General features: G+C 61.6%; 21 protein-coding genes and 1 pseudogene. 8 read left to right on the top strand and 14 right to left on the bottom strand.

Features of this window, described 5'->3' with window-relative positions; all coding sequences use genetic code 11:
• Nucleotides 1-9: 9 nt before the first annotated feature.
• A complete protein-coding gene (locus tag HX866_RS07145; RefSeq protein WP_177092087.1) occupies nucleotides 10-966 on the bottom strand; it encodes a threonine dehydratase in 957 nt (318 codons plus the stop codon).
• A gap of 96 nt (nucleotides 967-1062) precedes the next feature.
• Between HX866_RS07145 and HX866_RS07140 the strand changes: the two genes are divergently transcribed.
• Nucleotides 1063-1869 carry a helix-turn-helix transcriptional regulator gene (locus HX866_RS07140; protein ID WP_371318816.1) on the top strand — a complete coding sequence of 269 codons (807 nt, stop codon included), beginning with the start codon at nucleotides 1063-1065 and terminating at the stop codon, nucleotides 1867-1869.
• A 35-nt stretch (nucleotides 1870-1904) separates the two neighbouring features.
• Here HX866_RS07140 and HX866_RS07135 read toward each other — a convergent pair whose 3' ends face one another.
• On the bottom strand, nucleotides 1905-2654 hold the full coding sequence (locus tag HX866_RS07135) for an EcsC family protein (protein ID WP_177092085.1): 750 nt from the start codon (nucleotides 2652-2654) through the stop codon (nucleotides 1905-1907).
• 110 nt (nucleotides 2655-2764) lie between these two features.
• Nucleotides 2765-3316, bottom strand: a complete 552-nt coding sequence (locus HX866_RS07130; protein ID WP_177092084.1) for a thioesterase family protein — start codon at nucleotides 3314-3316, stop codon at nucleotides 2765-2767.
• A 107-nt stretch (nucleotides 3317-3423) separates the two neighbouring features.
• Between HX866_RS07130 and HX866_RS07125 the strand changes: the two genes are divergently transcribed.
• Nucleotides 3424-4389, top strand: coding sequence for a GlxA family transcriptional regulator (locus HX866_RS07125; protein ID WP_177092083.1), 966 nt, complete (start codon nucleotides 3424-3426; stop codon nucleotides 4387-4389).
• Between the two features lie 42 nt (nucleotides 4390-4431).
• Here the strand turns inward: HX866_RS07125 and HX866_RS07120 are convergent, their stop codons facing one another.
• Nucleotides 4432-6009, bottom strand: a complete 1578-nt coding sequence (locus HX866_RS07120) for a L,D-transpeptidase family protein (protein ID WP_177092082.1) — start codon at nucleotides 6007-6009, stop codon at nucleotides 4432-4434.
• Between the two features lie 142 nt (nucleotides 6010-6151).
• Between HX866_RS07120 and HX866_RS07115 the strand changes: the two genes are divergently transcribed.
• The gene (locus HX866_RS07115; RefSeq protein ID WP_177092081.1) at nucleotides 6152-6865 is read left to right on the top strand and encodes a murein L,D-transpeptidase catalytic domain family protein; all 714 of its coding nucleotides are present in this window, start codon (nucleotides 6152-6154) and stop codon (nucleotides 6863-6865) included.
• Between the two features lie 152 nt (nucleotides 6866-7017).
• Here HX866_RS07115 and HX866_RS07110 read toward each other — a convergent pair whose 3' ends face one another.
• The 3 genes from HX866_RS07110 to HX866_RS07100 are packed head-to-tail and all read right to left on the bottom strand — an operon-like array spanning nucleotide 7018 to nucleotide 9732.
• Nucleotides 7018-7401 carry a hypothetical protein gene (locus HX866_RS07110; RefSeq protein WP_177138729.1) on the bottom strand — a complete coding sequence of 128 codons (384 nt, stop codon included), beginning with the start codon at nucleotides 7399-7401 and terminating at the stop codon, nucleotides 7018-7020.
• Entirely contained in the window at nucleotides 7398-8537 is a 1140-nt protein-coding gene (locus HX866_RS07105) for a rhomboid family intramembrane serine protease (protein WP_177138728.1), read from the bottom strand. The genes HX866_RS07110 and HX866_RS07105 overlap by 4 nt, the downstream gene beginning before the upstream one ends.
• 25 nt (nucleotides 8538-8562) lie before the next feature.
• Nucleotides 8563-9732 carry a lysozyme inhibitor LprI family protein gene (locus tag HX866_RS07100; protein ID WP_177126183.1) on the bottom strand — a complete coding sequence of 390 codons (1170 nt, stop codon included), beginning with the start codon at nucleotides 9730-9732 and terminating at the stop codon, nucleotides 8563-8565.
• Between the two features lie 227 nt (nucleotides 9733-9959).
• On the opposite strand from HX866_RS07100, the gene HX866_RS07095 reads away from it, so the two are divergent.
• From HX866_RS07095 to HX866_RS07080, 4 genes are all read left to right on the top strand, one after another.
• The gene (locus tag HX866_RS07095; RefSeq protein WP_177138727.1) at nucleotides 9960-11336 is read left to right on the top strand and encodes a pyridoxal-phosphate dependent enzyme; all 1377 of its coding nucleotides are present in this window, start codon (nucleotides 9960-9962) and stop codon (nucleotides 11334-11336) included.
• Nucleotides 11333-12511 (top strand): cystathionine gamma-synthase, encoded by a 1179-nt coding sequence (locus tag HX866_RS07090; RefSeq protein ID WP_177092078.1) that lies wholly within the window; start codon nucleotides 11333-11335, stop codon nucleotides 12509-12511. The genes HX866_RS07095 and HX866_RS07090 overlap by 4 nt, the downstream gene beginning before the upstream one ends.
• An 85-nt stretch (nucleotides 12512-12596) precedes the next feature.
• Nucleotides 12597-12962: a hypothetical protein gene (locus HX866_RS07085; protein ID WP_177092077.1), complete on the top strand. Its 366-nt coding sequence runs from the start codon at nucleotides 12597-12599 to the stop codon at nucleotides 12960-12962.
• An 88-nt stretch (nucleotides 12963-13050) separates the two neighbouring features.
• Nucleotides 13051-14766, top strand: a complete 1716-nt coding sequence (locus HX866_RS07080; RefSeq protein WP_177138726.1) for an amidase — start codon at nucleotides 13051-13053, stop codon at nucleotides 14764-14766.
• A gap of 42 nt (nucleotides 14767-14808) precedes the next feature.
• On the opposite strand, the gene HX866_RS07075 is transcribed toward HX866_RS07080, so the two are convergent.
• From HX866_RS07075 to HX866_RS07045, 7 genes are all read right to left on the bottom strand, one after another.
• Nucleotides 14809-15786 carry an alpha/beta hydrolase family protein gene (locus HX866_RS07075; protein WP_177092075.1) on the bottom strand — a complete coding sequence of 326 codons (978 nt, stop codon included), beginning with the start codon at nucleotides 15784-15786 and terminating at the stop codon, nucleotides 14809-14811.
• Nucleotides 15787-15933: 147 nt separating this feature from the next.
• Nucleotides 15934-16320 carry a 4-carboxymuconolactone decarboxylase gene (gene pcaC / locus HX866_RS07070; protein WP_177092074.1) on the bottom strand — a complete coding sequence of 129 codons (387 nt, stop codon included), beginning with the start codon at nucleotides 16318-16320 and terminating at the stop codon, nucleotides 15934-15936.
• Between the two features lie 14 nt (nucleotides 16321-16334).
• Nucleotides 16335-17696 carry a 3-carboxy-cis,cis-muconate cycloisomerase gene (locus HX866_RS07065; protein ID WP_256344838.1) on the bottom strand — a complete coding sequence of 454 codons (1362 nt, stop codon included), beginning with the start codon at nucleotides 17694-17696 and terminating at the stop codon, nucleotides 16335-16337.
• A gap of 40 nt (nucleotides 17697-17736) precedes the next feature.
• Complete coding sequence (locus tag HX866_RS07060) at nucleotides 17737-19086, bottom strand: MFS transporter (RefSeq protein WP_177092073.1); 1350 nt, start codon at nucleotides 19084-19086, stop codon at nucleotides 17737-17739.
• 75 nt (nucleotides 19087-19161) lie between these two features.
• Nucleotides 19162-19764: a protocatechuate 3,4-dioxygenase subunit alpha gene (gene pcaG, locus HX866_RS07055; protein ID WP_177092072.1), complete on the bottom strand. Its 603-nt coding sequence runs from the start codon at nucleotides 19762-19764 to the stop codon at nucleotides 19162-19164.
• Nucleotides 19765-19776: 12 nt separating this feature from the next.
• Complete coding sequence (pcaH, locus tag HX866_RS07050) at nucleotides 19777-20496, bottom strand: protocatechuate 3,4-dioxygenase subunit beta (RefSeq protein ID WP_177102137.1); 720 nt, start codon at nucleotides 20494-20496, stop codon at nucleotides 19777-19779.
• 192 nt (nucleotides 20497-20688) lie between these two features.
• Entirely contained in the window at nucleotides 20689-21558 is an 870-nt protein-coding gene (locus HX866_RS07045) for a helix-turn-helix domain-containing protein (protein ID WP_371319224.1), read from the bottom strand.
• Between the two features lie 155 nt (nucleotides 21559-21713).
• On the opposite strand from HX866_RS07045, the pseudogene pobA reads away from it, so the two are divergent.
• Nucleotides 21714-22895, top strand: a pseudogene (pobA, locus tag HX866_RS07040) (4-hydroxybenzoate 3-monooxygenase); the annotation flags it as partial.
• Nucleotides 22896-22897 lie beyond the last annotated feature (2 nt).

Below are 22897 nucleotides of genomic sequence, written 5' to 3'. Positions count from 1 at the left end.
ATCAGCGAATCAGCCAATCACCCGGGCATACACTGGCCGGTCGACATTCCCACCGGTCAGAATGATCCCGACCTTTTTCCCCTCCATGCTCTGACGCTCCTGCATCAGCGCCGCCAGTGCCGCCGCCCCTGCTCCTTCGGCCAGGTTGTGGGTGTCGCTGTAATACACGCGCATGGCCTCGACTACCTGCTCGTCCGAGACCGATACGATCCTCGCCGCACCGGCCGCATACACCGCAAAGGCTTCGGGGATCGGCTTGCGCACGGCCATACCGTCGGCCAGGGTATTCGCCGAGGCGGTTTCCAGTATTTCTCCGGCTTCGAAGGATAGCTTGGCGGCGGCCGCTTCGGTCGAGACCACGCCCACCACCTGGGTCTTCAGGCCCAGCGCGTCGCGGGCGGCGATCACCGCGCAAACCCCCGACCCACAACCGATGGGCACGTAGACGGTGTCCAGGTCCGGCACCGCCGTGAACAACTCCAGCGCGTAAGTCGCCACCCCCTTGATCAGCTCAGCATGGTACGGCGGCACCAGATAGAGGCCTTGCGTTTCGGCCAGGCGGACGGCCTCTTCGCGGGCTTCGTCGAAATCCTGGCCAAACTCGACCACCTCGCCACCAAAGCCGCGCATGGCGTTGTTCTTTTCCACCGAGTTGCCTCGCGGCACCACGATCAGCGCCCGCAAACCCAGCGCCCGGGCCGCCAGGGCGATGCTCTGGCCGTGGTTGCCACGGGTGGCGGTGACAACACCCAGGGTGTCCGGGTGGGTGCGTTTGAGCCAGTGCATGAAGGTAATGCCGCCACGCACCTTGAAGGCACCGGTGGGTGTATGGTTTTCATGCTTGACCCAAACCGTGCAGCCCAGCCGCTCGGCCAGCAAGGGCCAGGCATACTGGGCGGTGGCAGGCATCACCTGGTACACCTGGCGGGAAGCGTTTTCGATGTCGTCGCGGGTCAGTCCGTGCATGGCCATTCTCTCTGAGGTTTTGCCCAGTCTAGGCAGGAGTACCGCCTGCCGGCTTTCAGAAAACTGACCTGACCTTCAGGGCTTTCCTTGAGTAAGATGACCCTCATGAATCGCCGAAACAGCTTGCCGCCTGCGCCCTTACGCGAACCGGTCCGTCGTGCCGAGGCCGGACCGTGGGCGATCGAGTTGTTGCCGGCGGCCCACTACGAAACCCGATACATCGCGACCCAGGCCTCCATTGGTTTTGCCTTCGACAGCCAGCGCGGCCAGCACGCCATCGGCAGCGATCGGATTCGCCCCTTCACCGCCACGCCCAACGGCCTGGCGTTCATACCGCCAGGGTGCGATGTGTTTTCCGAGTCCGCCGAAGGCGGTGAATACCTGAGGCTGTTCCGTACCGATGGTGCGCCGCTGACGGGGAACCATGCGTTCAACAACCGGATTGATCGGCAGGCGATTGCCCTGGCGCAGCGCATGCGCGGTGCGCTGTTGCAGGCCTCGGTGGAAAACGACTGGGAGGCTTGGGCGTTGGCCCTGGCTCAACGGGCGAAGGGCGGCGATGGGGCTCCGACGCCTTCCCGGGGCTCGATCACCACCCAGCGACTGCGCCTGCTCGATGAGTTCATTGACGCCGGGCTTGACGGGCCGCTGAGTGTGCAGGCGATGGCGGCGCTGCTGGGATTATCCGAGGGCTACTTCATCCGGGCGTTCAAGGACGCAACGGGCAAGAGCCCCCACAGTTACCTGATCGATCGACGCCTCGTCCGGGCCCGAAGCCTGTTGCGGTATTCGACGGAACGCCTGGCGGACATCGCCCAGGTCTGCGGCTTTGCTTCCCAGGCGCACATGGCCACGGCGTTCAGACAACGCCTGGGGGTCAGCCCACGAGACATGCGCGGCTGATGGAACGCCCTGCAGATCTGATACGCGGCGACTGATCAAACGGCCAAGGTCGAAAGGGATTGGTAGAGCTGCTGGACGGCCTTCTGCCCGTAACGCCTTTCCAGCTTTCGGATAATGAAATGCCCGTGTGCCATATCCTGAAAATGATTGATGAAGGCCAGGTTGATCAGCGCACCGCCCACGGCGCCGATCGCGGGGATCGCCTGGGCGGCGGCTTTCTCGCCCACATTGACACTGAAGCGCTCGGCAATGGTGGCGACCAGCTTGAGTATCGAGCCATCCGACAGGGACTTCGCCAACGCGGCACGCACGGTGTAATAACCGGTTTCCGAATCATCGTCTTTCGACGATCTGCCGCCGAGTGCAAAGACCGCCAGGCAAGCCTGTTTCGCTTCATCCGTGTCAATGCGCTCTTCATGGCTCCTGGCGATATCGGCAATGGAGCGAAGCATGATCGAGGTGGAGAGCGGCAGCTCCACACTGAGCCCGGCGAAACCGAAAAAGCCCCCGACGCCCCCGCTGACGGCAATGCCTGCCTTGTGCCAAAGGTTGGAAGGCTTCTCGCCCGGCACATCCTTCATGGTAAACACGGCGGCATCGAGGGCCTTCATCAACGCGGATTGAGTGATGACGGTAATTTTGCTGGTGACGCTGTTGGGCAGTCGCGCCAGCGCGGCCTCTATGGGCATGCCGATAATGTTGGTCAGCTTGGCGACAAAGCCGGGGTTCTCCAGCAGATTCTTTGCGCATTGCAATTCATGCCGGTCTTCTTCCGAGAAGCTCATCAATCCGTACTCGATACTGGGTTGGCGGGTCAGCGACAGGACAAAGAGTTCCAGTACAGCGTTGCTGCAACGTTTGTATCAAGGTGCCGTCACGCCATGAAAATGGCAAGTCATGATGCCACTTGATGTTCTTCCTCTCGAATCTGCGCGCTCATCCCATCACAACAGTTGGACCAGTCCGTCAGCCATTTCGGCATATCCGCCGGCTGTTCGGTCAAGCCCATTTCCTGGACGAACTCACTCGGCGCCACGATGCCCCGGGCAGAACGAAACACGCCGCGCATCACCACCGTGCCGACCACCCGGCCCTTGCTCACGAAGCGGTGCTCCATAAAGCTCCACTTCTGATCCCAGCCGAGGATCCGGCTGTGAATCTCGAACGCCTCGAACAGTTTCAACTCTCGACGGAACTTGCCCCAGGTATCCCCCACGATCGGTACCGCCCGGTGACGCAAGGCGGCGCGATAGGCACCACTGCGCAGCACGAAGTCCATGCGCCCGACATCGGCCATGTTGAAATACCGGCCATTGGTGACATGCCGATTGAGATCGAGATCCGACGGCCAGACCCGCATGGAGATGACCGTGGTGGCCAAGCCGTCGACGGGCTTGCGCCAGGGACGACGAAACAGCATGAGCACAAGCCTGAACCACAAATTCATAGAGACACCGATTGAAAGAAGACTGCGGCGTACTGTACGGGGCGACGGTTGGGTTACAGTAGGTGCATAAATGACTTATTTCATGCGAAAAGCGCAATCGAGCCTTTATGCACATCACCTTGCTACTGGTTGATCAATGTTCCGCTGCGAGCGCGACCCTGGCCCTTGAAGTCCTGAGCGCCGCCAACCTGTTCGCCGACCCCGCCGCCCCACCCTTCGAGGTGCTCTGTGCCTCGCTTGAGGGCACGGATGTCACGGCCTGGGGCGGCCAGACGCTGCGAGTGAACCGGTCCATCGAGGCGATAGCCCGTACCGATCTGGTGCTGATCCCGGGTTTTCTTTTCACCCTGAAAGATGCCCTGCCGACCTTCGCCGGTTATGGACCCTGGCTGCGACAACAGCACGGGCAAGGGGCGGTGGTGGCCTCCATGTGCACGGCGGCGTTTCTGCTGGCCGAAACCGGTCTGCTGGACGGCGCTCGGGCAACCACCCATTGGGCCTTTGCCGAGCTTTTTCGTCGACGCTACGCCAAGGCCGATCTGGATGAAGCGCAAATGCTGTGCGAGGACAATCGCCTGATCACCAGCGGCGGTGCGAGTGCCGCCATGGATCTGCTGCTGTTTCTGGTGCGCCGTTTCGCGTCCCTCGATCTGGCCCGCAAGTGCGGCAAGTATTTGCTGGTCGACAATGTCCGAACCCAGCAGGCGGCCTATGCCACGTGGTCAGCGCCAAAACTTCACGGGGACGAAGAGATAGTGCGGGTTCAGGACTGGCTGGAAGAGCATTTCCAGCAACCGCTGCTGATTGATCACGTCGCTCAACAATTCGCCTTTGGTGTCAGGAACTTCAAAAGACGCTTCAAGGAAGCCACCGGTTACCCGCCCCTGCTTTATCTTCAGACGCTGCGTCTGGAGCGGGCAAAGTACTTGCTCGAATCGACCCGAATGAGCGTGGGCAACATCACCAACGCCGTGGGCTACGAAGACAGCAACTCCTTTCGCCGGCTCTTTCAGCAGCGCGTCGGCCTGCTGCCGGCTGCTTACAGAAAGCAGTTCCAGCCCACGACGCACTGACTGACGGCCAGCGGACAGGAGGTGGTCGTTCGATTGCAGTGCTCAACGACCGGACATGGCTCCCAAGGCCTTCAGCAGCACCGGATCGTGCCCATAGATATCCGGGGCATACAGCAAGGTTCCATCACTATCGACTTGCACCGTCCAGTAACCGAGCAGGATCGGTACCGGCGCGGTCAGTCGGTATTCGTGGGTGGTGCCACTGGCCAGTAACTCCTCAGTCCGCGCGCGCTCGGCCGGAGTCAGCATCAGGTCCCGCAGGTGCATCGGTTGCTCGACGCGCACACAGCCCGAGCTGAAAGCCCGTGGGCCTTTGGCAAACAGCGGCTGGCTCGGCGTGTCGTGCAGGTACACCGAAAAGGGATTGGGGAAACGCAGGACGATCTTGCCCAGCGGGTTCCTCGGACCGGCCCCCTGGCGCAGCATGATATTGCCGGGCCGTTCCCAATCGACGGCGTCCACCGCCAGCGGATTGCCTGCACTGTCCAGCACCTGCAGGTTCTGTTGGCTCAGGTACGCCGCCGGGTCCTGGCGAATGGCTGGCAGCTTGTCCTCGCGCATGATGGTCGGCGGTACGGTCCAGGTCGGATTCAAGGTCAGTCGGGTGACCCGTGACTTCAACAACGGCGTCTGCCGGTCGGCACGCCCCACCTGAAGACGCGTCTGCCACACCGGCGCACCGTCGTGGTAGAAGCTCAATTGCGCCGCCGCGACATTGACCAGCAGCCCCTCGGGCTCCAGGTCCGGCGCCAGCCAGCGAAAGCGTTCGAGGTTGATGCGCAACTGCTCGCGCCGTAGCGCCGGGCTGATATTCAGTTCGGTCAGGGTGCCGGCGCCGATGACCCCATCGCCCTGCAACGAATGACTCAGTTGGAAGTGTTTGACCGCACCGATCAGTTCCTCGCCATAGATCTTTTCAGGACCGGCAGGCAGCCTCTCCAGATACCCCTCGGCGAGCATGCGCTGCGCCAACGCGGGCACCCGCGCGTCCTCCATGCCAGGACGCAGCAAGGGGCCGCTGGCGATCGTCGACCAGTGCGCCAATGGCTGTTGGCGCACGGCCGCATAGGCACGACGCAAGCTTCGGTACAACTCGATATTCGGCCGCGCCTGATCGAACGCCTGGGCCAGGTCCTGCAGCCCCGTCGTCGCCAGCGCCAGCAGCTCGGCATTGGCGTCCCGCGCCGGCGGCTGGGCCTGCCAGAGCGGTTCGAAGCGCGCCTGCGGCAAGCGCCCAAAATGCAGGTCCTGCAAGGCTTGCAGATACTCTCGGCTGATCTCGACATCGCTGCACAGCGGACTACCGGCACCTGCGTCCTGGGGCATCGGATAACGCGCCGGGTCCAGGCCATCATCGGCCAACAACGGCAACTGCGCCTGTAAGGCCGACAGACGCCCGGCGGACCAGATGGGCACCTCAGTCTGCTGTTGGTAAAACGCCTGCAAGCGCTGTTGTGTCGGCGCGTCCAGTTGTGCCGCGAGCGCCGGGCAATCGCTCGACAACTGCGCCAGGAACGACGGTAAAGGGCTCGGCGGATCGGTCAGCGGATCGTCGGCCATCGCGACCAGTGGCGTCACGAGCAGGCACAGGCTCAAGTAATATGCGTGTTTTTTGAACAACGGCTTGACTCCAATCCACGGTCGTCGCATTGATGGTGTACTGCTGCAACAGAGGTGAAAAACCTTCGCGCAGCGAGTGACCACGCTACTCGAAGACCGACAAGATGCGTGAGCCTGCACTGACGGCCGAGGCACTCTTTCCATGTTGACTTCTTGTTATCGGCTCTGCTTGATGATTCTGACCCTGGCCGCACCCGTCGGTTCTGCCCTGGCCGCCAGCAGCCATGAACCGACGCTGTATCGCAGACTCGCGCACGCCGCGCCGGAACTCAACCCCCGGGTTCTGAAAAACGCCCTGAATGCCATGCAATGCGCCATAAACAGTGGCCTCGAGCAATCCGTGCGTCTGGCGGTGATCGACTACTCGCAGCCCTCGACCAAGCGGCGCCTGTGGATCTTCGATCTGCGCAAGAAGACCCTGGTGCTGCGTGATCTGGTCGCCCACGGGCAGAAATCCGGGGAAAATTTCGCCACCCAGTTCTCCAACCAGATGGGCAGTTACCAATCGAGCCTGGGTCTGTTCCGCACCCAGGAAAGTTATGAGGGCACCCATGGCTATTCACTGCGCATGGACGGCCTGGAACCGGGCTTCAATGACCGTGCCCGCGACCGCGACATCGTGATTCACGCCGCCGACTACGTGAGCCCCTTGTGGAGCAAGCGCGAAGGTCGTCTCGGCCGCAGCCAGGGCTGTCCCGCCGTCCGCCCGCAAGTCGCGCGGCAAGTGGTCGACAAACTCAAGGGCGGCCAGTTCATGTTTGTCTGGTACCCGGACAAGCATTGGTTGAAATCCTCGACCTACCTCAACTGCAAACCCCAGCAGATGGCCAGTGCCACGCTAACGCAAGGGAGATAAGAGCGAGCACAATCCTGTGGCGAGCGGGCTTGCCCGCGCTCGGCTGCGAAGCAGTCGCAAAACCGTTCACCTCGGTGCACCTGATACACCGAGCTCTCTGGTTTTAGGGCCGCTTCGCGGCCCAGCGCGGGCAAGCCCGCTCGCCACACACACTATCCGTGGCCGCCGGTGTTAAGGGCGGCGAGTGTCTTGATAAAGGCAACCTGCGCCCTGGAGTCGTTCCTGAGGGCCTTGATCTTGCCGTCCACGATGGGGTCCAACGCAGGAGCATTGCGGACCGCCTGGGCAGTCAGGCGATACAGATTCCGATTGTCGTCGAAGTAGCGCAGCATCGATGCCCGCAGCGCGGTTTGTGGCGAGTTGGCGGGGAGGTGGGCGCTGCCAAGGGTCGAATACATAACCTCCCATTGTGGGACGACATCCCGCAGAATGGCCCCGGCAATGGCATTCCTCTGGCTTTGCGTCGTGACTGGCTCATGGGCGAGCGTGAGCATGTCACTCAGGGCTTTTTGCTCGAGCGGCACCAGGCGGGTCACCACGTTCCTGAACTGAAGCTCCTCACGGGCCGCCGCGCTGAAGCGCCCCAACGGGTAAGCACGAAGATTGCCAACGCGGCGGAAAACAACGCGCTTTCCAGCGCAACCTTGGTGCGAGCCGTTGTATTGAGCGGCCTTGCCAGCGTCAGGCCAAGCAAGGCGCCACCCAGCAGTCCTCCCAGATGTGCGCCGTTATCGATGCCTTGGTGCGTAAAACCGTAGAACAGGTTGTACCCGATAAGCACCAGGATCGAGGCACGTTGCTGCACGGCAATCGACGTCGGCAACTCGTGGCGGAACTTCACGACGAACACCAGCAGCCCACCGAACACGCCGAAAATGGCCCCCGAGGCGCCGGCACTGTTCACCGTCGGATGCCATAGCAGGCTGACAATGCTGCCTGTCACGCCAGCAAACAGGTACAACGCAAGGAATCGCCCGCTGCCGTAAAAACGCTCCGCCAGTCGACCGATCTGGTACAGCGAGAACATGTTGAGCATCAGGTGGATCAGCCCGAAATGGACGAACACCGAGGTGCCCAGGCGCCACCATTCACCCCCCAGGGTGTAAGGGCCGAAGTTCGTACCCCACTTGACGGTCAAGGGCAGGTTCTGCGCCATGACACCGACGCCACCCGCGCACATCGCCAGGTACACCAGCACGTTGATCGCGATCAGCCCATAGGTGACCCAGGTGACCGGCGCCAACGCAACGATCTGTTCGCTGTAGCGCGACAGCGCTATTTGCTCGGCCGCATGGGTAGGTGTTGCCTGCCCGCCTAGCCACTCGAGCAGTTTTTGCGCCTCGGCACGGCTGGGCGCAAGCAAGACGCCCCGTTGAATGCCGGTGGGCGTATGGACATCGAAATAGACGTATTTCCTGATGATTTTGACATCGAAGATCTGTTCGCGCGGGATGACCCGCGTCGTTTCGACCGGGGACCGAAACAGTCGCAGATGCGACTTTATGAACGTGACCTCCTCGTCAGAGATGCACAACTCGCCCTTCCTGAGCATTGAGCGCAACAGAGTGCCGCCCTGCCCGCGCTGAGGGCGAATGACAAAGCGGATCCTGATCGTTTCTATTGGCTTGCCAGCCCCCACTGCCGGGAGTTGCACGGGGGTAAAGGAGGCCATCGTGGGCTCGATCCGATCCATTGGCTCAGCCCCACTCGCAAAGGTTGTACGCTCCGGAGATCAGCGCACTTACGGCGTTTCGGGCCTGTTTCCTGGCAAGGGCTGGCGGGACACCGAAGTGGCTCGAATAGTAGGTCGCCAGTTCATCGCTCGCGTCACGAATGAGCGCCGTGTGTCCTGCGATGAAATGCGGCTTGTCGACAGTGTTTCCTGACTTGCCGTGCTTCTCAACCTGCGCATTGGGACTGTCGGCGAGCGCTGAGGACTTCCATAAATCAGCGTTGTGCAAACGGATGAGCAACAGCGTCCGGTCAAATTCACGTCCGAGACTGAAGCGAATAGTTCCCTGACAGGAGGGTTGTACCACCTCCGCCGCTTTCGTCAGCTGATCCAGTTTCGGCAAGGGTGGCGTCATCGCCTTGCAGTCGCTGCGGATCAGTTGACCATCCAGGGAGCTGCCGTAGACCGAGGCCATCGCAGCGCTTAATCCGGGCCGCCGCACCAGCGCCGAACAGGGCATCGTCAACGCATAATCGCCGACCGGCGCGATGCTCAGAAATGCCGAGAAATTCTTGTCCGACGACGCCACACCCTGTGCGTCATCGATGCCGGATATAGACTGTGCCCAGGGCTTGTCATGAAGCACCTCGAAGCTTGGGGCAATCAGTTTCCCCACCGTAATCACACGCTCAGCGTCATTGTCGAGGGTCGCGTAGCGATAGATGGCTTCATAGAGTGGAGCGGCTTTGGAATCCTGTCGGGCCAACTCTGCCAGCGCGACGTCCGGTGCCTGGAACAGCGCCGCAACCGCCAGAGACTCCAGTCGATCATCGTAGGCGTGGACGAGGCATGTGCGTATATCGCCCGTCGAACAGCTTTTGTCACGGTCTTTCAACCACTGTCGTTGCAAACCTTGCTGCTGCGAAAGGCCTTTGCCTGACGCATCGACACGGGATGCGGCAAACAGCACCGCCAGGGTTCGATCCCGCGAAGACAGTTCGGGATCAGCGCAGATCACCTTCTCGATGGCGCGATTCGTCGCACCACATAAAAAGCTCGGACCAGACGCCGCCGGATCCTGCGCAGAGTATGCCAAGGGGATTCCCCACACTGCCCCCAGCAGGGACAGGCCAATCATCAGGCGTGTCGCTCGCCCCAAACCTGACGTAACCAGCAATCCATTCTTGGTCTTCAAATCACGCTTCCTGATGACTGTTTTGTAGGGCGGCAAAAGGCTATCACTGCCCCAAGACCAAACATAATGAAACTCGTCGTCCGCGATTCGGCAGCGCCAACAATTACCCACCCGCGGTTGCAGCTACTGCAATCCCGACCTATGTTCCAAGCGATAGATTTATCTGCAACCCACTCCCCTAGCCTGCTGTCCATCCACTACGAACGCTTCCCGTAACGAGGTGACACATGCCGAACAACTCCCGCCCCGCCGTACTCGAACTGATCGGTAATACGCCGCTGGTGCGCGTCAGCCGCTTCGATACCGGCCCGTGCACGTTGTTCCTCAAGCTTGAATCGCAAAACCCCGGTGGCTCGATCAAGGACCGTATTGGTCTGGCGATGATCGATGCGGCCGAGCGCGACGGGCGCCTGCGCCCCGGCGGCACCATCGTCGAAGCGACTGCCGGCAACACCGGTCTCGGCTTGGCCCTGGTGGGCCGGGCCAAGGGCTACCGGGTGGTGCTGGTGGTCCCCGACAAGATGTCCACCGAAAAGGTCCTGCACCTCAAGGCCATGGGTGCCGAGGTGCATATCACCCGCTCCGATGTCGGCAAGGGCCATCCCGAGTATTACCAGGACGTCGCCGCGCGGCTGGCGCGGGATATTCCCGACGCGTTCTTCGCCGATCAGTTCAACAATCCGGCCAACCCGCTGGCCCATGAAACCAGTACAGCGCCCGAGATCTGGGCACAGACCCAGCACGATGTCGACGCCATCGTCGTCGGCGTCGGTTCGGCCGGCACCTTGACCGGCCTGACCCGTTTCTTCCAACGCGTGCAACCCGACCTGGCCATGGTCCTGGCCGATCCGCTCGGCTCGGTGATGGCCGAATACAGCCGCAGCGGCATCGTCGACACCGCCGGCTCCTGGGCCGTGGAAGGCATCGGCGAAGACTTCATTCCCTCGATTGCCGACCTGTCCAGCGTGCGCCACGCGTATTCGATCAGCGACGAAGAAAGCTTCGACCATGCCCGCCAATTGCTGCGCGCCGAAGGCATTCTCGGCGGCTCTTCGACCGGTACCCTGCTCGCCGCCGCGCTACGCTATTGCCGCGAGCAGACCGAGCCCAAACGTGTCGTCACCTTCGTCTGCGACACCGGCACCCGTTACCTGTCCAAGGTCTACAACGACCAGTGGATGAACGACCAGGGCCTGCTGAAGTACAAGCGCTACGGCGACCTGCGTGACCTGATCGCCCGACGCTTCGAGGACGGCCGGGTGATCAGCGTGGGTCCGGACGACACCCTGCTCACCGCCTTCCAGCGCATGCGCCTGGCGGATGTGTCGCAACTGCCGGTGCTGGTGGACGGCCAACAGCTGGTGGGCGTGATCGACGAATCGGATATCCTCCTGGGCATGCATGACGACGCGGCACACTTTCGCCTGAGCGTGGCCAGCGTCATGACCGACAAACTGCAAACCCTGGCCCCCGCTGCCAGCCTGGCTGAACTGCAGGCGGAACTGGATCGCGGGCTGGTGGCAATTATCGCTGACGCCTCGGGCTTTCACGGCCTGATTACCCGCGTCGACCTGCTCAACCACTTACGGAGATCCCTGGCATGAGTCAACACGACAAGTCCGCCGCACCCCACGCCTTCTCTACCCGTGTCATCCATGCCGGGCAGTCGCCGGACCCGACCACCGGGGCGCTGATGCCGCCGATCTACGCCAACTCCACCTATCTGCAAGAGAGCCCCGGGGTGCACAAGGGCTTCGACTACGGACGTTCGCACAACCCGACGCGTTTCGCCCTGGAGCGCTGCGTGGCGGACCTGGAAGGCGGCACTGCGGCCTTCGCCTTTGCCTCCGGGCTGGCAGCGATTTCCACCGTCCTCGAATTGCTCGACGCCGGCTCCCATGTGGTCTCCGGCAATGACCTCTATGGCGGCACCTTCCGCCTGTTCGACAAGGTCCGCCAACGCAGCGCCGGGCACAGCTTCAGCTATGTCGACCTGACGGACCTCAACGCCTTCGAAGCCTCTCTGCAAGACAATACGCGGATGGTCTGGGTCGAAACACCGAGCAATCCCCTGCTCAGCCTCAGCGACCTGGCCGCCATCGCCCGCCTCTGCCGTGACCGCGGCATCATCTGCGTGGCCGACAACACCTTTGCCAGCCCGTGGATCCAGCGGCCGCTGGAGCTGGGTTTCGACATCGTGGTGCACTCGACGACCAAATACCTCAACGGTCACTCCGACGTGATCGGTGGCATTGCCGTGGTCGGGCAAAACCCCGAGCTCGCCGAGCGCCTGGGCTTTTTGCAGAACTCGGTGGGGGCAATCGCCGGTCCATTTGACGCGTTCCTCACCCTGCGCGGCGTGAAGACCCTGGCGCTGCGCATGGAGCGCCATTGCAGCAACGCCCTGGACCTGGCGACCTGGCTGGAGCGTCAGCCGCAGGTGGCGCGCGTTTATTATCCGGGCCTGCCGTCACACCCACAGCACGAACTGGCGCGCCGGCAAATGCGTGGTTTCGGCGGGATGATTTCGGTTGATCTGAAAAGCGATCTGGCCGGTGCCAAGCGCTTCCTGGAAAGCGTAGAGATCTTCGCCCTGGCCGAGAGCCTGGGGGGTGTCGAAAGCCTGATCGAACACCCGGCGATCATGACCCACGCCAGCATCCCAGCGGACATCCGCGCGCAACTCGGTATCGGCGATGGGCTGGTGCGGTTGTCGGTGGGTGTCGAGGATGTCGAAGACCTGCGGGCGGATCTGGCGCAGGCATTGGCGCAGATCTGAGTCATACAACGAAGGCCGCCAGCTATGCAGGGCGGCCTTCGGCTCGATATGATCCAGAAAAACTGATTGCTTCGAGCACATCATATTGAACAGAATTTATTTGATCCTATGGGCGACCGGCGCTTTCGTAAGTTCCATCGCACATCTGGTAGCACCCGAATTCATGGCCAGCGGTACAGCCTGGCCACTGGCGAATGGCTGGCAGCGGGAAATTGCCTTCTTCGATATGTTTCTCGCACTGTTCATACTCAATGAACTGCGAACACGCGCCATCGACTCCTTATATAACCTGATCTTTGCAACCGGTGCCCTGTCGGTTTTTCTCGGGATCAATCATCTGGTTTCGGCCATGGGTGGGCATTGGGGCTATATCCATATCGCCGGGTGCATCGCCAATGCGGCGGCTGTCATCGTCAGCCTCTCGCTGGTGCTGCGAAAACTTTGTAAGTAGACTCTTTTCATCCGTTTTACTGAATTTTCCAGCCCTTCGTGTGATGCCAATACCCACCACGCCCCCCTCCGCAGTCGGCGAAAACACTATGATCGAAGTAACCGAAGTTTCCATTGCCCAGCTGCGTGCTGCGCTCGAATCGGGCCAGACCACGTCGGTCGAGCTGGTCCAGGCTTATCTCGCCAGGATAGAAGCCTACGATGGACCCGAGACGCCTATCGCCCTCAACGCGGTCGTGGTGCGTAACCCCGATGCCCTCAAGGAAGCGCAGGCCTCCGACGCCCGCCGCGCCAAGGGCGAAACCCTGGGGCCACTCGATGGCATTCCCTACACGGCCAAGGACAGCTATCTGGTCAAGGGCCTTACCGCCGCCTCCGGCAGTCCCGCCTTTGCCAGGCTGATCGCCCATCGCGATGCCTTCACCATCGAACGGCTGCGCGCCGGCGGCGCCATCTGCCTGGGCAAGACCAATATGCCGCCCATGGCCAACGGCGGCATGCAGCGCGGGGTCTATGGCCGGGCGGAAAGCCCTTACAACGCCGATTACCTCACCGCACCTTTTGCCTCGGGCTCATCGAACGGCGCCGGCACGGCCACCGCCGCCAGTTTCGCCGCCTTCGGCCTTGCGGAAGAAACCTGGTCGAGCGGACGCGGACCGGCCTCAAACAATGGCTTGTGCGCCTATACCCCTTCCCGTGGCGTGATTTCGGTACGTGGCAACTGGCCGTTGACCCCGACCATGGACGTGGTCGTGCCTTATGCCAGGACCATGGCCGACCTGCTTGAGGTGCTCGATGTGGTGGTGGCCGAGGACCTCGACACCCGTGGCGACCTGTGGCGGCTGCAGCCCTGGGTGCCGATTCCTAGCGTGGCCTCGGTGCGCCCCTCGTCCTACGGCGCGCTAGCGGCCGGTGCCGATGCACTCGCCGGCAAACGCTTCGGCGTACCGCGCATGTTCATCAATGCCGATCCGGATGTAGGTACCAGCGAGGCGCCTGGCATCGGCGGGCCGACTGGGCAGCGAATCAACACCCGCGCTTCGGTGATCAATCGCTGGGAGGCCGCGCGCAAGGCACTCGAAACAGCGGGAGCCGAAGTGGTCGAAGTCGACTTCCCGCTGGTCTCCAATTGCGAGGGTGATCGCCCCGGCACACCCACGGTGTTTACCCGGGGCCTGGTGTCCAAGGACTTCCTGCACCATGAATTGTGGGACCTGTCGGCCTGGGCCTTCGATGACTTCCTGCAGGCCAACGGCGATCCTGCGTTGAATCGTCTGGTGGACGTGGACGGGCCGAAGATTTTCCCCCACGACCCCGGCACCCTGCCCAACCGCGAAGGCGACCTGGCCGCTGGCATGGACGAGTATGTGCGGATGGCCGAGCGTGGCATCACCCCATGGAACGAGATCAGTACGCTGCCTGACGGGCTGCGTGGACTTGAACAAACCCGTCGCATCGATCTTGAAGAGTGGATGGATCGCCTGGGGCTCGACGCGGTGCTCTTCCCGACGGTGGCCGATGTCGGCCCGGCGGACGCCGATGTCAATCCGCAGTCGGCGGATATCGCCTGGAGCAACGGCATCTGGGTCGCCAACGGCAACCTCGCCATCCGCCATCTGGGTGTGCCCACCGTCACGGTGCCGATGGGCGTCATGGCGGATATCGGCATGCCGGTCGGCCTGACCTTCGCCGGCCGTGCCTATGACGACTCAGCCCTGCTTCACCTGGCTTCGGCATTCGAATCTACCGGGACCCAGCGCCTGATCCCGCCGCGCACTCCGGCGTTGGTGGCTGGCAAACAGTAATTCGGGTGGGATTGGGGCCATTCGGCTCCAACCCCCTTTACGTTAACGGAGATGCGTTGCAAAAAAATTCAGCGCTTTTTCGTTAAGCCGCTTGTGAAAGGCGACACGATCAAATCCGTTCCCATCGATACAGATCTGCGGCGAGTCTTGCTGCAATATCGCGGAACAAGGGGCAAAAAAGGCAAAATGCGCAGCGCCGGAAACCAGGTTCAATTCCGGTTTTTGCGCAAGTGCGTTGGCGAGCGCAGGCGTGGTTTCAGGCAGCACGCCATCGCCGCCAAACTGCGATGCCCAAAGCTGAATCGGTGCTTTCACATTCGTCAGGTTGCCAGGGTTTGGAAACTCGTTGAGCGGATCCGCCAACACAAAGGCCTTGATCCGTGGATCATGGGTCAACGGCTGGGTGGGGACATCCTTGTTACGCAGTTGTTGGCAAATGGTCAGTGCCGGATCGGGGCAAGGTACGTTGGCATTGAGGAAATCCGGATTGCCACCCGCCAGTACAAGGCCGGTGTAACCACCGCGTGAAAACCCGAAGAACCCGATCCGCTGCGGGTCGATCCTGGCAGCGTCCGGTGCGGCGCGCAACATATAGTCAATCAGGCGCTTGATATCGGTCGGCCGTTCAACGAATGGATCAATATCAGTCCCGTGGCTCATATCAGAAAAGGTGTCACCGGGATGATTGATCGCCGCCACGATGAAACCGGCATCGGCCAGTGTCTCGGCCAGATCATGGTGATCAAGGAAAGAGCCGCCGTGGCCATGGGAAATCACCACCAGCGGTAGCTGCTTACCCACTACCGGACAGTCGCGCCGCCCCTTCAAAACAAAAGGTCCCATCGCTACGTCTCCTGCTGTTTCAGCGCAGGGCGTCCATATAATCGCCTTCAAGGCCGGACCGCGGGTATCGGATGGAATCTGAACGATCTTTATGCCCGCTGCCTGCGCCATCGCCGCAGACAAGCAGAGCAATACAGCCAAGGCCAATTGACTCAAGTAGCTTCCAGAAACGGACATTTTTTCCAATCCATAGATGCCAGCGGGCCAAAGACTATGAACCACAGGATTCTTTTCCTCAACCGCAAGTACTGCGAGACACCGCTCACCTAACAAGCGTTTGAAGCACAGCCTCTACGGTGACATGGCCAAGGTTATTGCAATACCTCACGACGGCGTATCCATCTCCTCCCAGACCGCTTCGGCCAGATGGAACGTGGCGTTGGCCGCCGGAATGCCGCAATAGATCGCGCTCTGCATCAACACCTCCTTGATCTCGTCGCGGGTCACGCCGTTGTTTTTCGCAGCGCGCAAGTGCAGGCGCAACTCACCCTCACGGTTCATGCCGATCAACATGGCGATGGTGATCAGACTGCGGGTGTGGCGCGGCAGGCCGGGACGGGTCCAGATATCCCCCCAGGCATGCCGGGTAATCATCTCCTGGAATTCGCCATTGAAGGGCGTGAGCTTTTCCAGGCTGCGATCCACGTGGGCATCGCCGAGCACTTCGCGGCGCACTTTCATGCCCGCTTCGTAACGTTGCTGTTCGTCCATTTCAGGATCCTCTTCTAAGGTTTCAAGGCGTGATGTTCGGCCAGCGCACGCTGGACCCAGCGTTGTGACTGCCCCAGGTAATGGGCCGGGTCGAGCAGGCGATCCAGCGCCTCGGCGGACAGTTGCGCGGCCACTTGCGGCTCGGCCCCGAGCACCTGACGCAGATGCTCGCCCTGCTCCACCGCGCGGCGGCAGCATTGTTCGATCAGATGGTGCGCCGCATCCCGGCCGATGCGCTGGGCCAGGGCGATGCTCAGGGCTTCCGCCAGCACCAGGCCCTTGGTCAACTCAAGATTGCGTAGCATGCGCCCGGTGTCGACTTCCAAGCCGGGCACCACCTGCAACGCCTGTTGCAGCGAGCCGGACACCAGGCAACACAGCTCCGGCAAGGTGTCCCATTCGGCATGCCACAGGCCGAGGCTGCGCTCATGCTCCTGGACCATCGCGGTGAACATCGTCGCCACCAAACCCGGCGCCCGGGTCGCCGCGCCGATCATGACCGCCGCGCCAACCGGATTGCGCTTGTGGGGCATGGTCGAGGAGCCGCCCTTGCCCGGCGCGGCAGGCTCGAACACCTCGCCGGCCTCGGTCTGCATCAGCAAACTGAGATCGCGGCCCACTTTACCCAGGCTGCCGGCGATCATTCCCAGCAGACTGGCGAACTCCACCAGCCGATCACGCTGGGTGTGCCAAGGCTGCTCGGGCAAGTGCAGATTCAATTCACCGGCCAGGGCTTCAGCCACCGCCAAAGCCTGATCGCCCAAGGCTGCCAGGCTGCCGGAGGCCCCGCCGAATTGCAGGCACAGCAAACGCGGCTTGATTTCCGCGAGGCGCTGGCGATGACGGGTGATAGCCCCCAGCCAACCGGCGATTTTCATGCCCAGGGTCACCGGTGTCGCCTGTTGCAGCCAGGTGCGCCCGGCCAACGGTGTGCCCGCGTAACGCGCGGCTTGCTTGGCGAGCGCGTCGGCCAGCCGCGCCAGATCGCGCTCCAGCAGGTCGACGGCTGAACGCAGTTGCAACACCAGGCCGCTGTCCATCACGTCCTGGCTGGTGGCGCCCATATGCACATAACGTTCTGCGGTCGGGTTGCGTGCGGCAATCTTTTTGCCCAGCGCCTTGACCAGCGGGATCGCCGAATTGCCGGCATTGCCGATGGCGACAGCCAGCTCGTCGACATCGAACAACGGCGCTTGGCAGACGGCTTCGATATCGGCCACCACCTCCAGGGGAATCAGCCCGGCACCCGCTTCGGCGCGTGCCAGGGCGGCTTCAAAATCGAGCATGCCCTGCAACCGCCCCTGATCGGAAAAAATCGCCCGCATCTCCGGCTGGGTGAAATAGGCATCGAAAAGTTGATTCGTCGGTCTGTTCAAACCACAGCTCCAGGATTCATGAAAAGTCAGGGAGGTGACCTCAGGTAGCATCCGCATGGCTGACCATGCCCTTGATCACTACCGCGAGTGTCGCCAGCACGGCCGGAACCACCAGGGCCGTCAGCACCTGCTCGAAGTTCCAGCCTAGTCCCAATAATGTCGCCCCGGCCCAGGCCCCCAGAATCGCGCCGAAACGCCCGATGCCGAGCATCCACGACACGCCGGTGGCGCGGCCCTGGGTGGGGTAGAACCGCGCAGCCAGCGAGGGCATCGCCGATTGCGCGCCGTTGATGCACATGCCCGCCAACAGCACCAAGCTAGCCAATACCGTGACATGACCCAGGCTCTGCCCCACCAGCCAGGCGAACACGCCCGCCAGCAGATAGGCGGTGCCGATCACCTTGTGCGGATTGAATTTGTCCATCGCCCAGCCTACGCCCACCGCGCTGAGCACGCCGCCGAACTGGAACAATGCGCCAATGAATGCCGATTGCTCCAGGCTCGCGCCGCTGTCGCGCAGCAGGGTCGGCAACCAGCTGGTCAGCAGGTAAACGATCACCAGGCCCATGAAGTAGGTCAGCCACAGCAACAAGGTGCCCGCGCTATAGGTCCCGGAGAAAATTACCTTGAACACGTTGCGGCTCTGCACCGCCACTTGTTCCGGCACACTGAAGCCAGTGGCCGCCGCAACCTCCAGCGGCGCAATCGGTGCCAGCACCTTGCGAATCCGCTCCACGCCCCGCTGGCGGACCACCAGAAAACGTGCCGACTCCGGCAGCCACACCAACAGCACCACGGCCAGCACCAGGGGCAGAATCCCGCCGAGCATCAACAAGCTGTGCCAGCCCAATAGGGGAATCATCTTCGCCGAGACAAACCCGCCGCAGGCCATGCCCAGATTGAAACCGCAGAACATGCTGGTCACCAGCAATGACTTGAGTCGCTCCGGGGTGTATTCGGACAACAGCGTGGTAGCGTTGGGCATCGCCGCCCCAAGGCCCAGGCCCGTCAGCAGACGCAGGGCCAGCAGTTGTTCGATATTGCTGCTGTAGGCCGACAGTAAACTGAACACGCCGAACAGAAACACCGCCACCACCAGCACTATTTTGCGTCCGAAACGGTCGGCCAAGGGCCCGGAACCCAAGGCCCCGAAGACCATGCCGATCAACGCGGCACTCATGACCGGGCCCAGGCTCGCGCGATCGATGCCCCAGTCCTGGCTCAAGGCCGGAGCAATGAAACCCATGGCCGCCGTGTCCAGGCCGTCGAGAAACACGATCAGAAAACACAGCAGCACCACCCGCCATTGATAACGGGACAGTGGCTGGGTGTTGATCAATACCTGCACATCAAGCGTGCCCACCACGGGCACAGGAGCGAATAACGACATACCCATATTTCCTTCTTATTATTATCGGGTCGCTTGCCTCGGCAAACGCCATGCAACCACACGCACGCCACAGCCTTAGAAGTCGAAGAACACCGTTTCCGCCTCGCCTTGCACACGAATGTCGAAGCGATAAGCCAGCTTGCCGTCCACCGTGCAACGCTTGGCAACCAGGGTCTCGCGGCGCTGCGGTTGCTCGATCAGGTTCAGTACCGGATCGACGGCATTGGCCTCGGCTTCGTCATCGAAATACAGACGGGTCTGCAAATGGATGTTGATGCCCCGGGCAAACAGCGAAACATTGATATGCGCCGCCATGGGCACACCCGCCGCGTTGTTCAGCGTGCCGGGCTTGATGGTTTTTAATGTCCACTCACCGACATCCGTGGTCGCGGTGCGGCCAAAGCTGTTGAAGGGTTTTTCCAGGTCGTAGTCGCTGTCGTAGACGCCTTCGTGGTTGGCCTGCCAGAACTCCAGGAACGAGTCGCGAATCAGGTGGCCGTTGCCGTCGTAGACATGGCCCATCAGCAGGATGTGCTCGCCCGGGGCACCGGGCTTGGCCATCTCGCTCCAGATTTCCTGCTCCCGGGGCGGGTTGCCGGCGGCCTCCAGCGCCAAGCCGATATGCACGTAGGGACCGGCGGTTTGCGAAGGGGTTTCAGGCAGAAGTTGAACGGGCATGCGCGTGCCTCCTCAGCGGTTTTCGAAGTGGGTCTGGCGCTGGCCGCGCAGGACGATATCAAAACGATAAGCCAGGCAATCCATGGGATTGGCCATGCTCATATCAAGCCTGGCGATCAGGCTTTGTACCGCCTCGGGACTCGCGATCGACTTGACGATCGGGCACATCGGGATCAGCGGGTCACCTTCGAAATACAGCTGGGTGATCAGGCGCGTGGCAATCGACGGGCCGCTGATAGAGACGTGGATATGCGCCGGCCGCCAATCGTTGGGGCCGTTGCGCCACGGGTACGGGCCGGGTTTGACCGTACGGAAAAGGTAGTGGCCGTCACGGTCGGTCAAGGTCCGGCCGACGCCCCCGAAATTCGGGTCGATGGGCGCCAGGTAGCTGTCCTTCTTGTGCCGGTAGCGCCCCCCGGCGTTGGCTTGCCAGATCTCCACCAGGGTATGGGGGATCGGCTTGCCGTACTGGTCACAGACCCGGCCGGCGAGGACGATGCGCTCGCCGACGGGCAAGCCGCCATGGTTGAAGTTCAACAGCAGATCGTTGTCGTGCTGACCCATTTTCAAGTGGGAAAAGTCCGGGCCGCTGCTTTCCGACAAGGATTGGGGAATGCTCACCAGGGCCTGGCGCGGGGAACGAAGAATCGAGGTCTTGTAGTCCGGCGTCAGGGCTTTGGGGTGCCAATTACGGTCACGAATGACGAAGCGGCGGTTGTCCGCATCAGGCATGGAGGTCTCCTTGTTTTTAGAGGTAAAGCTGCGTCAATAGCAACCTGTGGCTCAGTCTCGACGGATAGAGCCCTCTTAAAAACTGAAAAAACCGACCTTATCCATATCCAAATGGTTATGGATAGCGCCCCTTGCGATGGCGAAATCTGATTCGGGCAGCGATATTCGGTGCGGTTCGTGACCCGGCATCCGCTAGCGCTGGATACGGAATTGTTTCGGTGACAGCCCCGTGCCGCGTTTGAAAAAGCGCGAAAAGTAGGCCGGTTCGGAAAAGCCCAGGCTGTCGGACACCTGATTGATGGTCATGGCGGTGTAGACCAGGTCGCGCTTGGCTTCCAGCAGCAGCCGCTGGTTGATCATCTGCAACGCCGATTGCCCGCAGAGTCGTCGGCACAATGCATTGAGATGGGCGGTACTGATCCCCAGCGTCGTCGCATAGTGCTCAAGGGGCAGGTGCTCGCGAAAGCGCAGCTCCAATGTTCGGGTGAACACCTGCAAATGTTCACGGCCACGCTCAAGCGGCAGCGCGTCCGGTGCCGACAGCTCCAGATTGCGGCGACTGAGCCAGATGGACAGCACCGTGATCAACGATTGCAGCATCGGGTCACGGCCCGGCTGGTGTTGACCGTATTCCCGGGTGATGGCTGAAAACAGCGTGTCCAGATACCGATGCGCGGAACCGATCGGGTAACAGGCCGCAGTGGTCAATACCGGACTGTTGAGGGAGGCGCCGAGCTGTTCGGCCAGGGGCTGCGCCAGGCTGAGCACGTGGCCTTGAATATCCTCGGAGAACTTGAAGGTGTGCACGCTCAGCGCCGGGACGACTTGCAACGAGGGTGAATCGATATGGTGGATTTCGTCCTCGACTTTCAGCGTCGCCTGCCCTGCCTGCACATATAAAAGCTGCACCAGGTCGCCGTGACGATGGGGTTTTATTTCCCAGCCATGCAGTTGGCTACGCTCGGGAATCGACTCGCAGTGAATCAGGTCGGGCGTCGGCCAAGCGCCGGTCTCGCCGTAGAGTTTGAACACCGGAACCGGTACAGCGAATGATTTCGACACTCTCTCCCTCCTTGCGAGCACCCACGAAAAGTCCATGAAGCGCAACGGATATTGCATTCATATCCGCGCTTTATCCACCAAAAATACAGGAGACAAAAACAACAGCACCCGCCAAGGCCCCATGCCTTCAGCGGTACCAGACAGGAATACCCACCATGAAAACCCAAGTCGCAATCATCGGCTGTGGCCCATCCGGCCTTTTGCTCGGTCAACTGCTCCACCGTGCGGGCATCGACAACGTCATCGTCGAACGCAAGAACCCCGCCTATGTCCTCTCGCGCATTCGGGCCGGTGTACTGGAACAAGGCATGGTCGATCTGTTGCGCGAAGCCGGTGTCAGCGAACGTATGGACACCCACGGCCTGGTGCATGACGGCTTCGAACTGGCCTTTGACGGGCGCCGCGAGCGCATCGACCTCAAGGCACTGACCGGTGGCAAAACGGTCATGGTCTACGGTCAGACCGAGGTCACCCGTGACCTGATGGAGGCCCGTGCCGCCGTCGGCGCCCTGACCCTCTATGACGCCGACAATGTGCAGCCCCACGGCATGCAGAGCGACAGTCCCTACCTGACCTTCGAACATAACGGCCAGACCGTGCGCCTGGACTGCGACTACATCGCCGGTTGCGACGGTTTTCACGGCGTCTCTCGACAATCGATACCGCCAGAGACCCTGAAGATTTTTGAACGGGTCTATCCCTTTGGCTGGTTGGGTATCCTGGCCGACACCCCACCCGTCAGCCATGAACTGATCTACTCCAACCATGAGCGTGGCTTTGCCTTGTGCAGCATGCGCTCGCCGACACGCACTCGTTACTACGTGCAGGTGGACGCCGAAGAAAAGGTCGAGGACTGGTCTGACGAACGCTTCTGGGAGGAGCTCAAACGCCGCTTGCCGGCCACGGTCGCCGAGCAATTGGTCACCGGCCCCTCGATTGAAAAGAGCATCGCGCCCTTGCGCAGTTTTGTCGTCGAGCCCATGCAATATGGCCGCCTGTTCCTCCTCGGCGATGCGGCCCATATCGTTCCACCCACCGGCGCCAAGGGCCTGAACCTGGCGGCGAGTGACGTCAGTACGCTGTATCGCATCCTGCTCAAGGTCTACGGCGAAGGCCGCACCGATCTGCTGGAGCAGTACTCATCCATCTGCCTGCGTCGGGTGTGGAAAGCCGAACGTTTTTCCTGGTGGATGACCTCGATTCTCCACCGTTTCCCCGAGACGGACGCCTTCAGCCAGCGTCTGCAGAAAAGCGAACTCGATTACTTCACAGGCTCCGACGTCGGACGCAAGACGATTGCGGAAAACTATGTCGGGCTGCCCTATGAGGCCATCGAGTT

This window comes from Pseudomonas gingeri (assembly GCF_013386165.1).
Lineage (GTDB): Bacteria > Pseudomonadota > Gammaproteobacteria > Pseudomonadales > Pseudomonadaceae > Aquipseudomonas > Aquipseudomonas gingeri_C.
Note: the sequence above shows the minus strand (reverse complement) of the source record. Positions and strands in the feature narration are given on the sequence as shown.

What these genes read in the sequence shown, in the direction of transcription:
- HX866_RS07145 (WP_177092087.1), bottom strand. Translation starts at nt 966, where the DNA reads ATGCACGGACTGACCCGCGACGACATCGAAAACGCTTCCCGCCAGGTG.
- HX866_RS07140 (WP_371318816.1), top strand. Translation starts at nt 1,063, where the DNA reads ATGACCCTCATGAATCGCCGAAACAGCTTGCCGCCTGCGCCCTTACGC.
- HX866_RS07135 (WP_177092085.1), bottom strand. Translation starts at nt 2,654, where the DNA reads ATGAGCTTCTCGGAAGAAGACCGGCATGAATTGCAATGCGCAAAGAAT.
- HX866_RS07130 (WP_177092084.1), bottom strand. Translation starts at nt 3,316, where the DNA reads ATGAATTTGTGGTTCAGGCTTGTGCTCATGCTGTTTCGTCGTCCCTGG.
- HX866_RS07125 (WP_177092083.1), top strand. Translation starts at nt 3,424, where the DNA reads ATGCACATCACCTTGCTACTGGTTGATCAATGTTCCGCTGCGAGCGCG.
- HX866_RS07115 (WP_177092081.1), top strand. Translation starts at nt 6,152, where the DNA reads ATGTTGACTTCTTGTTATCGGCTCTGCTTGATGATTCTGACCCTGGCC.
- HX866_RS07105 (WP_177138728.1), bottom strand. Translation starts at nt 8,537, where the DNA reads ATGGCCTCCTTTACCCCCGTGCAACTCCCGGCAGTGGGGGCTGGCAAG.
- HX866_RS07095 (WP_177138727.1), top strand. Translation starts at nt 9,960, where the DNA reads ATGCCGAACAACTCCCGCCCCGCCGTACTCGAACTGATCGGTAATACG.
- HX866_RS07090 (WP_177092078.1), top strand. Translation starts at nt 11,333, where the DNA reads ATGAGTCAACACGACAAGTCCGCCGCACCCCACGCCTTCTCTACCCGT.
- HX866_RS07080 (WP_177138726.1), top strand. Translation starts at nt 13,051, where the DNA reads ATGATCGAAGTAACCGAAGTTTCCATTGCCCAGCTGCGTGCTGCGCTC.
- HX866_RS07075 (WP_177092075.1), bottom strand. Translation starts at nt 15,786, where the DNA reads ATGTCCGTTTCTGGAAGCTACTTGAGTCAATTGGCCTTGGCTGTATTG.
- pcaC (WP_177092074.1), bottom strand. Translation starts at nt 16,320, where the DNA reads ATGGACGAACAGCAACGTTACGAAGCGGGCATGAAAGTGCGCCGCGAA.
- HX866_RS07060 (WP_177092073.1), bottom strand. Translation starts at nt 19,086, where the DNA reads ATGTCGTTATTCGCTCCTGTGCCCGTGGTGGGCACGCTTGATGTGCAG.
- pcaG (WP_177092072.1), bottom strand. Translation starts at nt 19,764, where the DNA reads ATGCCCGTTCAACTTCTGCCTGAAACCCCTTCGCAAACCGCCGGTCCC.
- pcaH (WP_177102137.1), bottom strand. Translation starts at nt 20,496, where the DNA reads ATGCCTGATGCGGACAACCGCCGCTTCGTCATTCGTGACCGTAATTGG.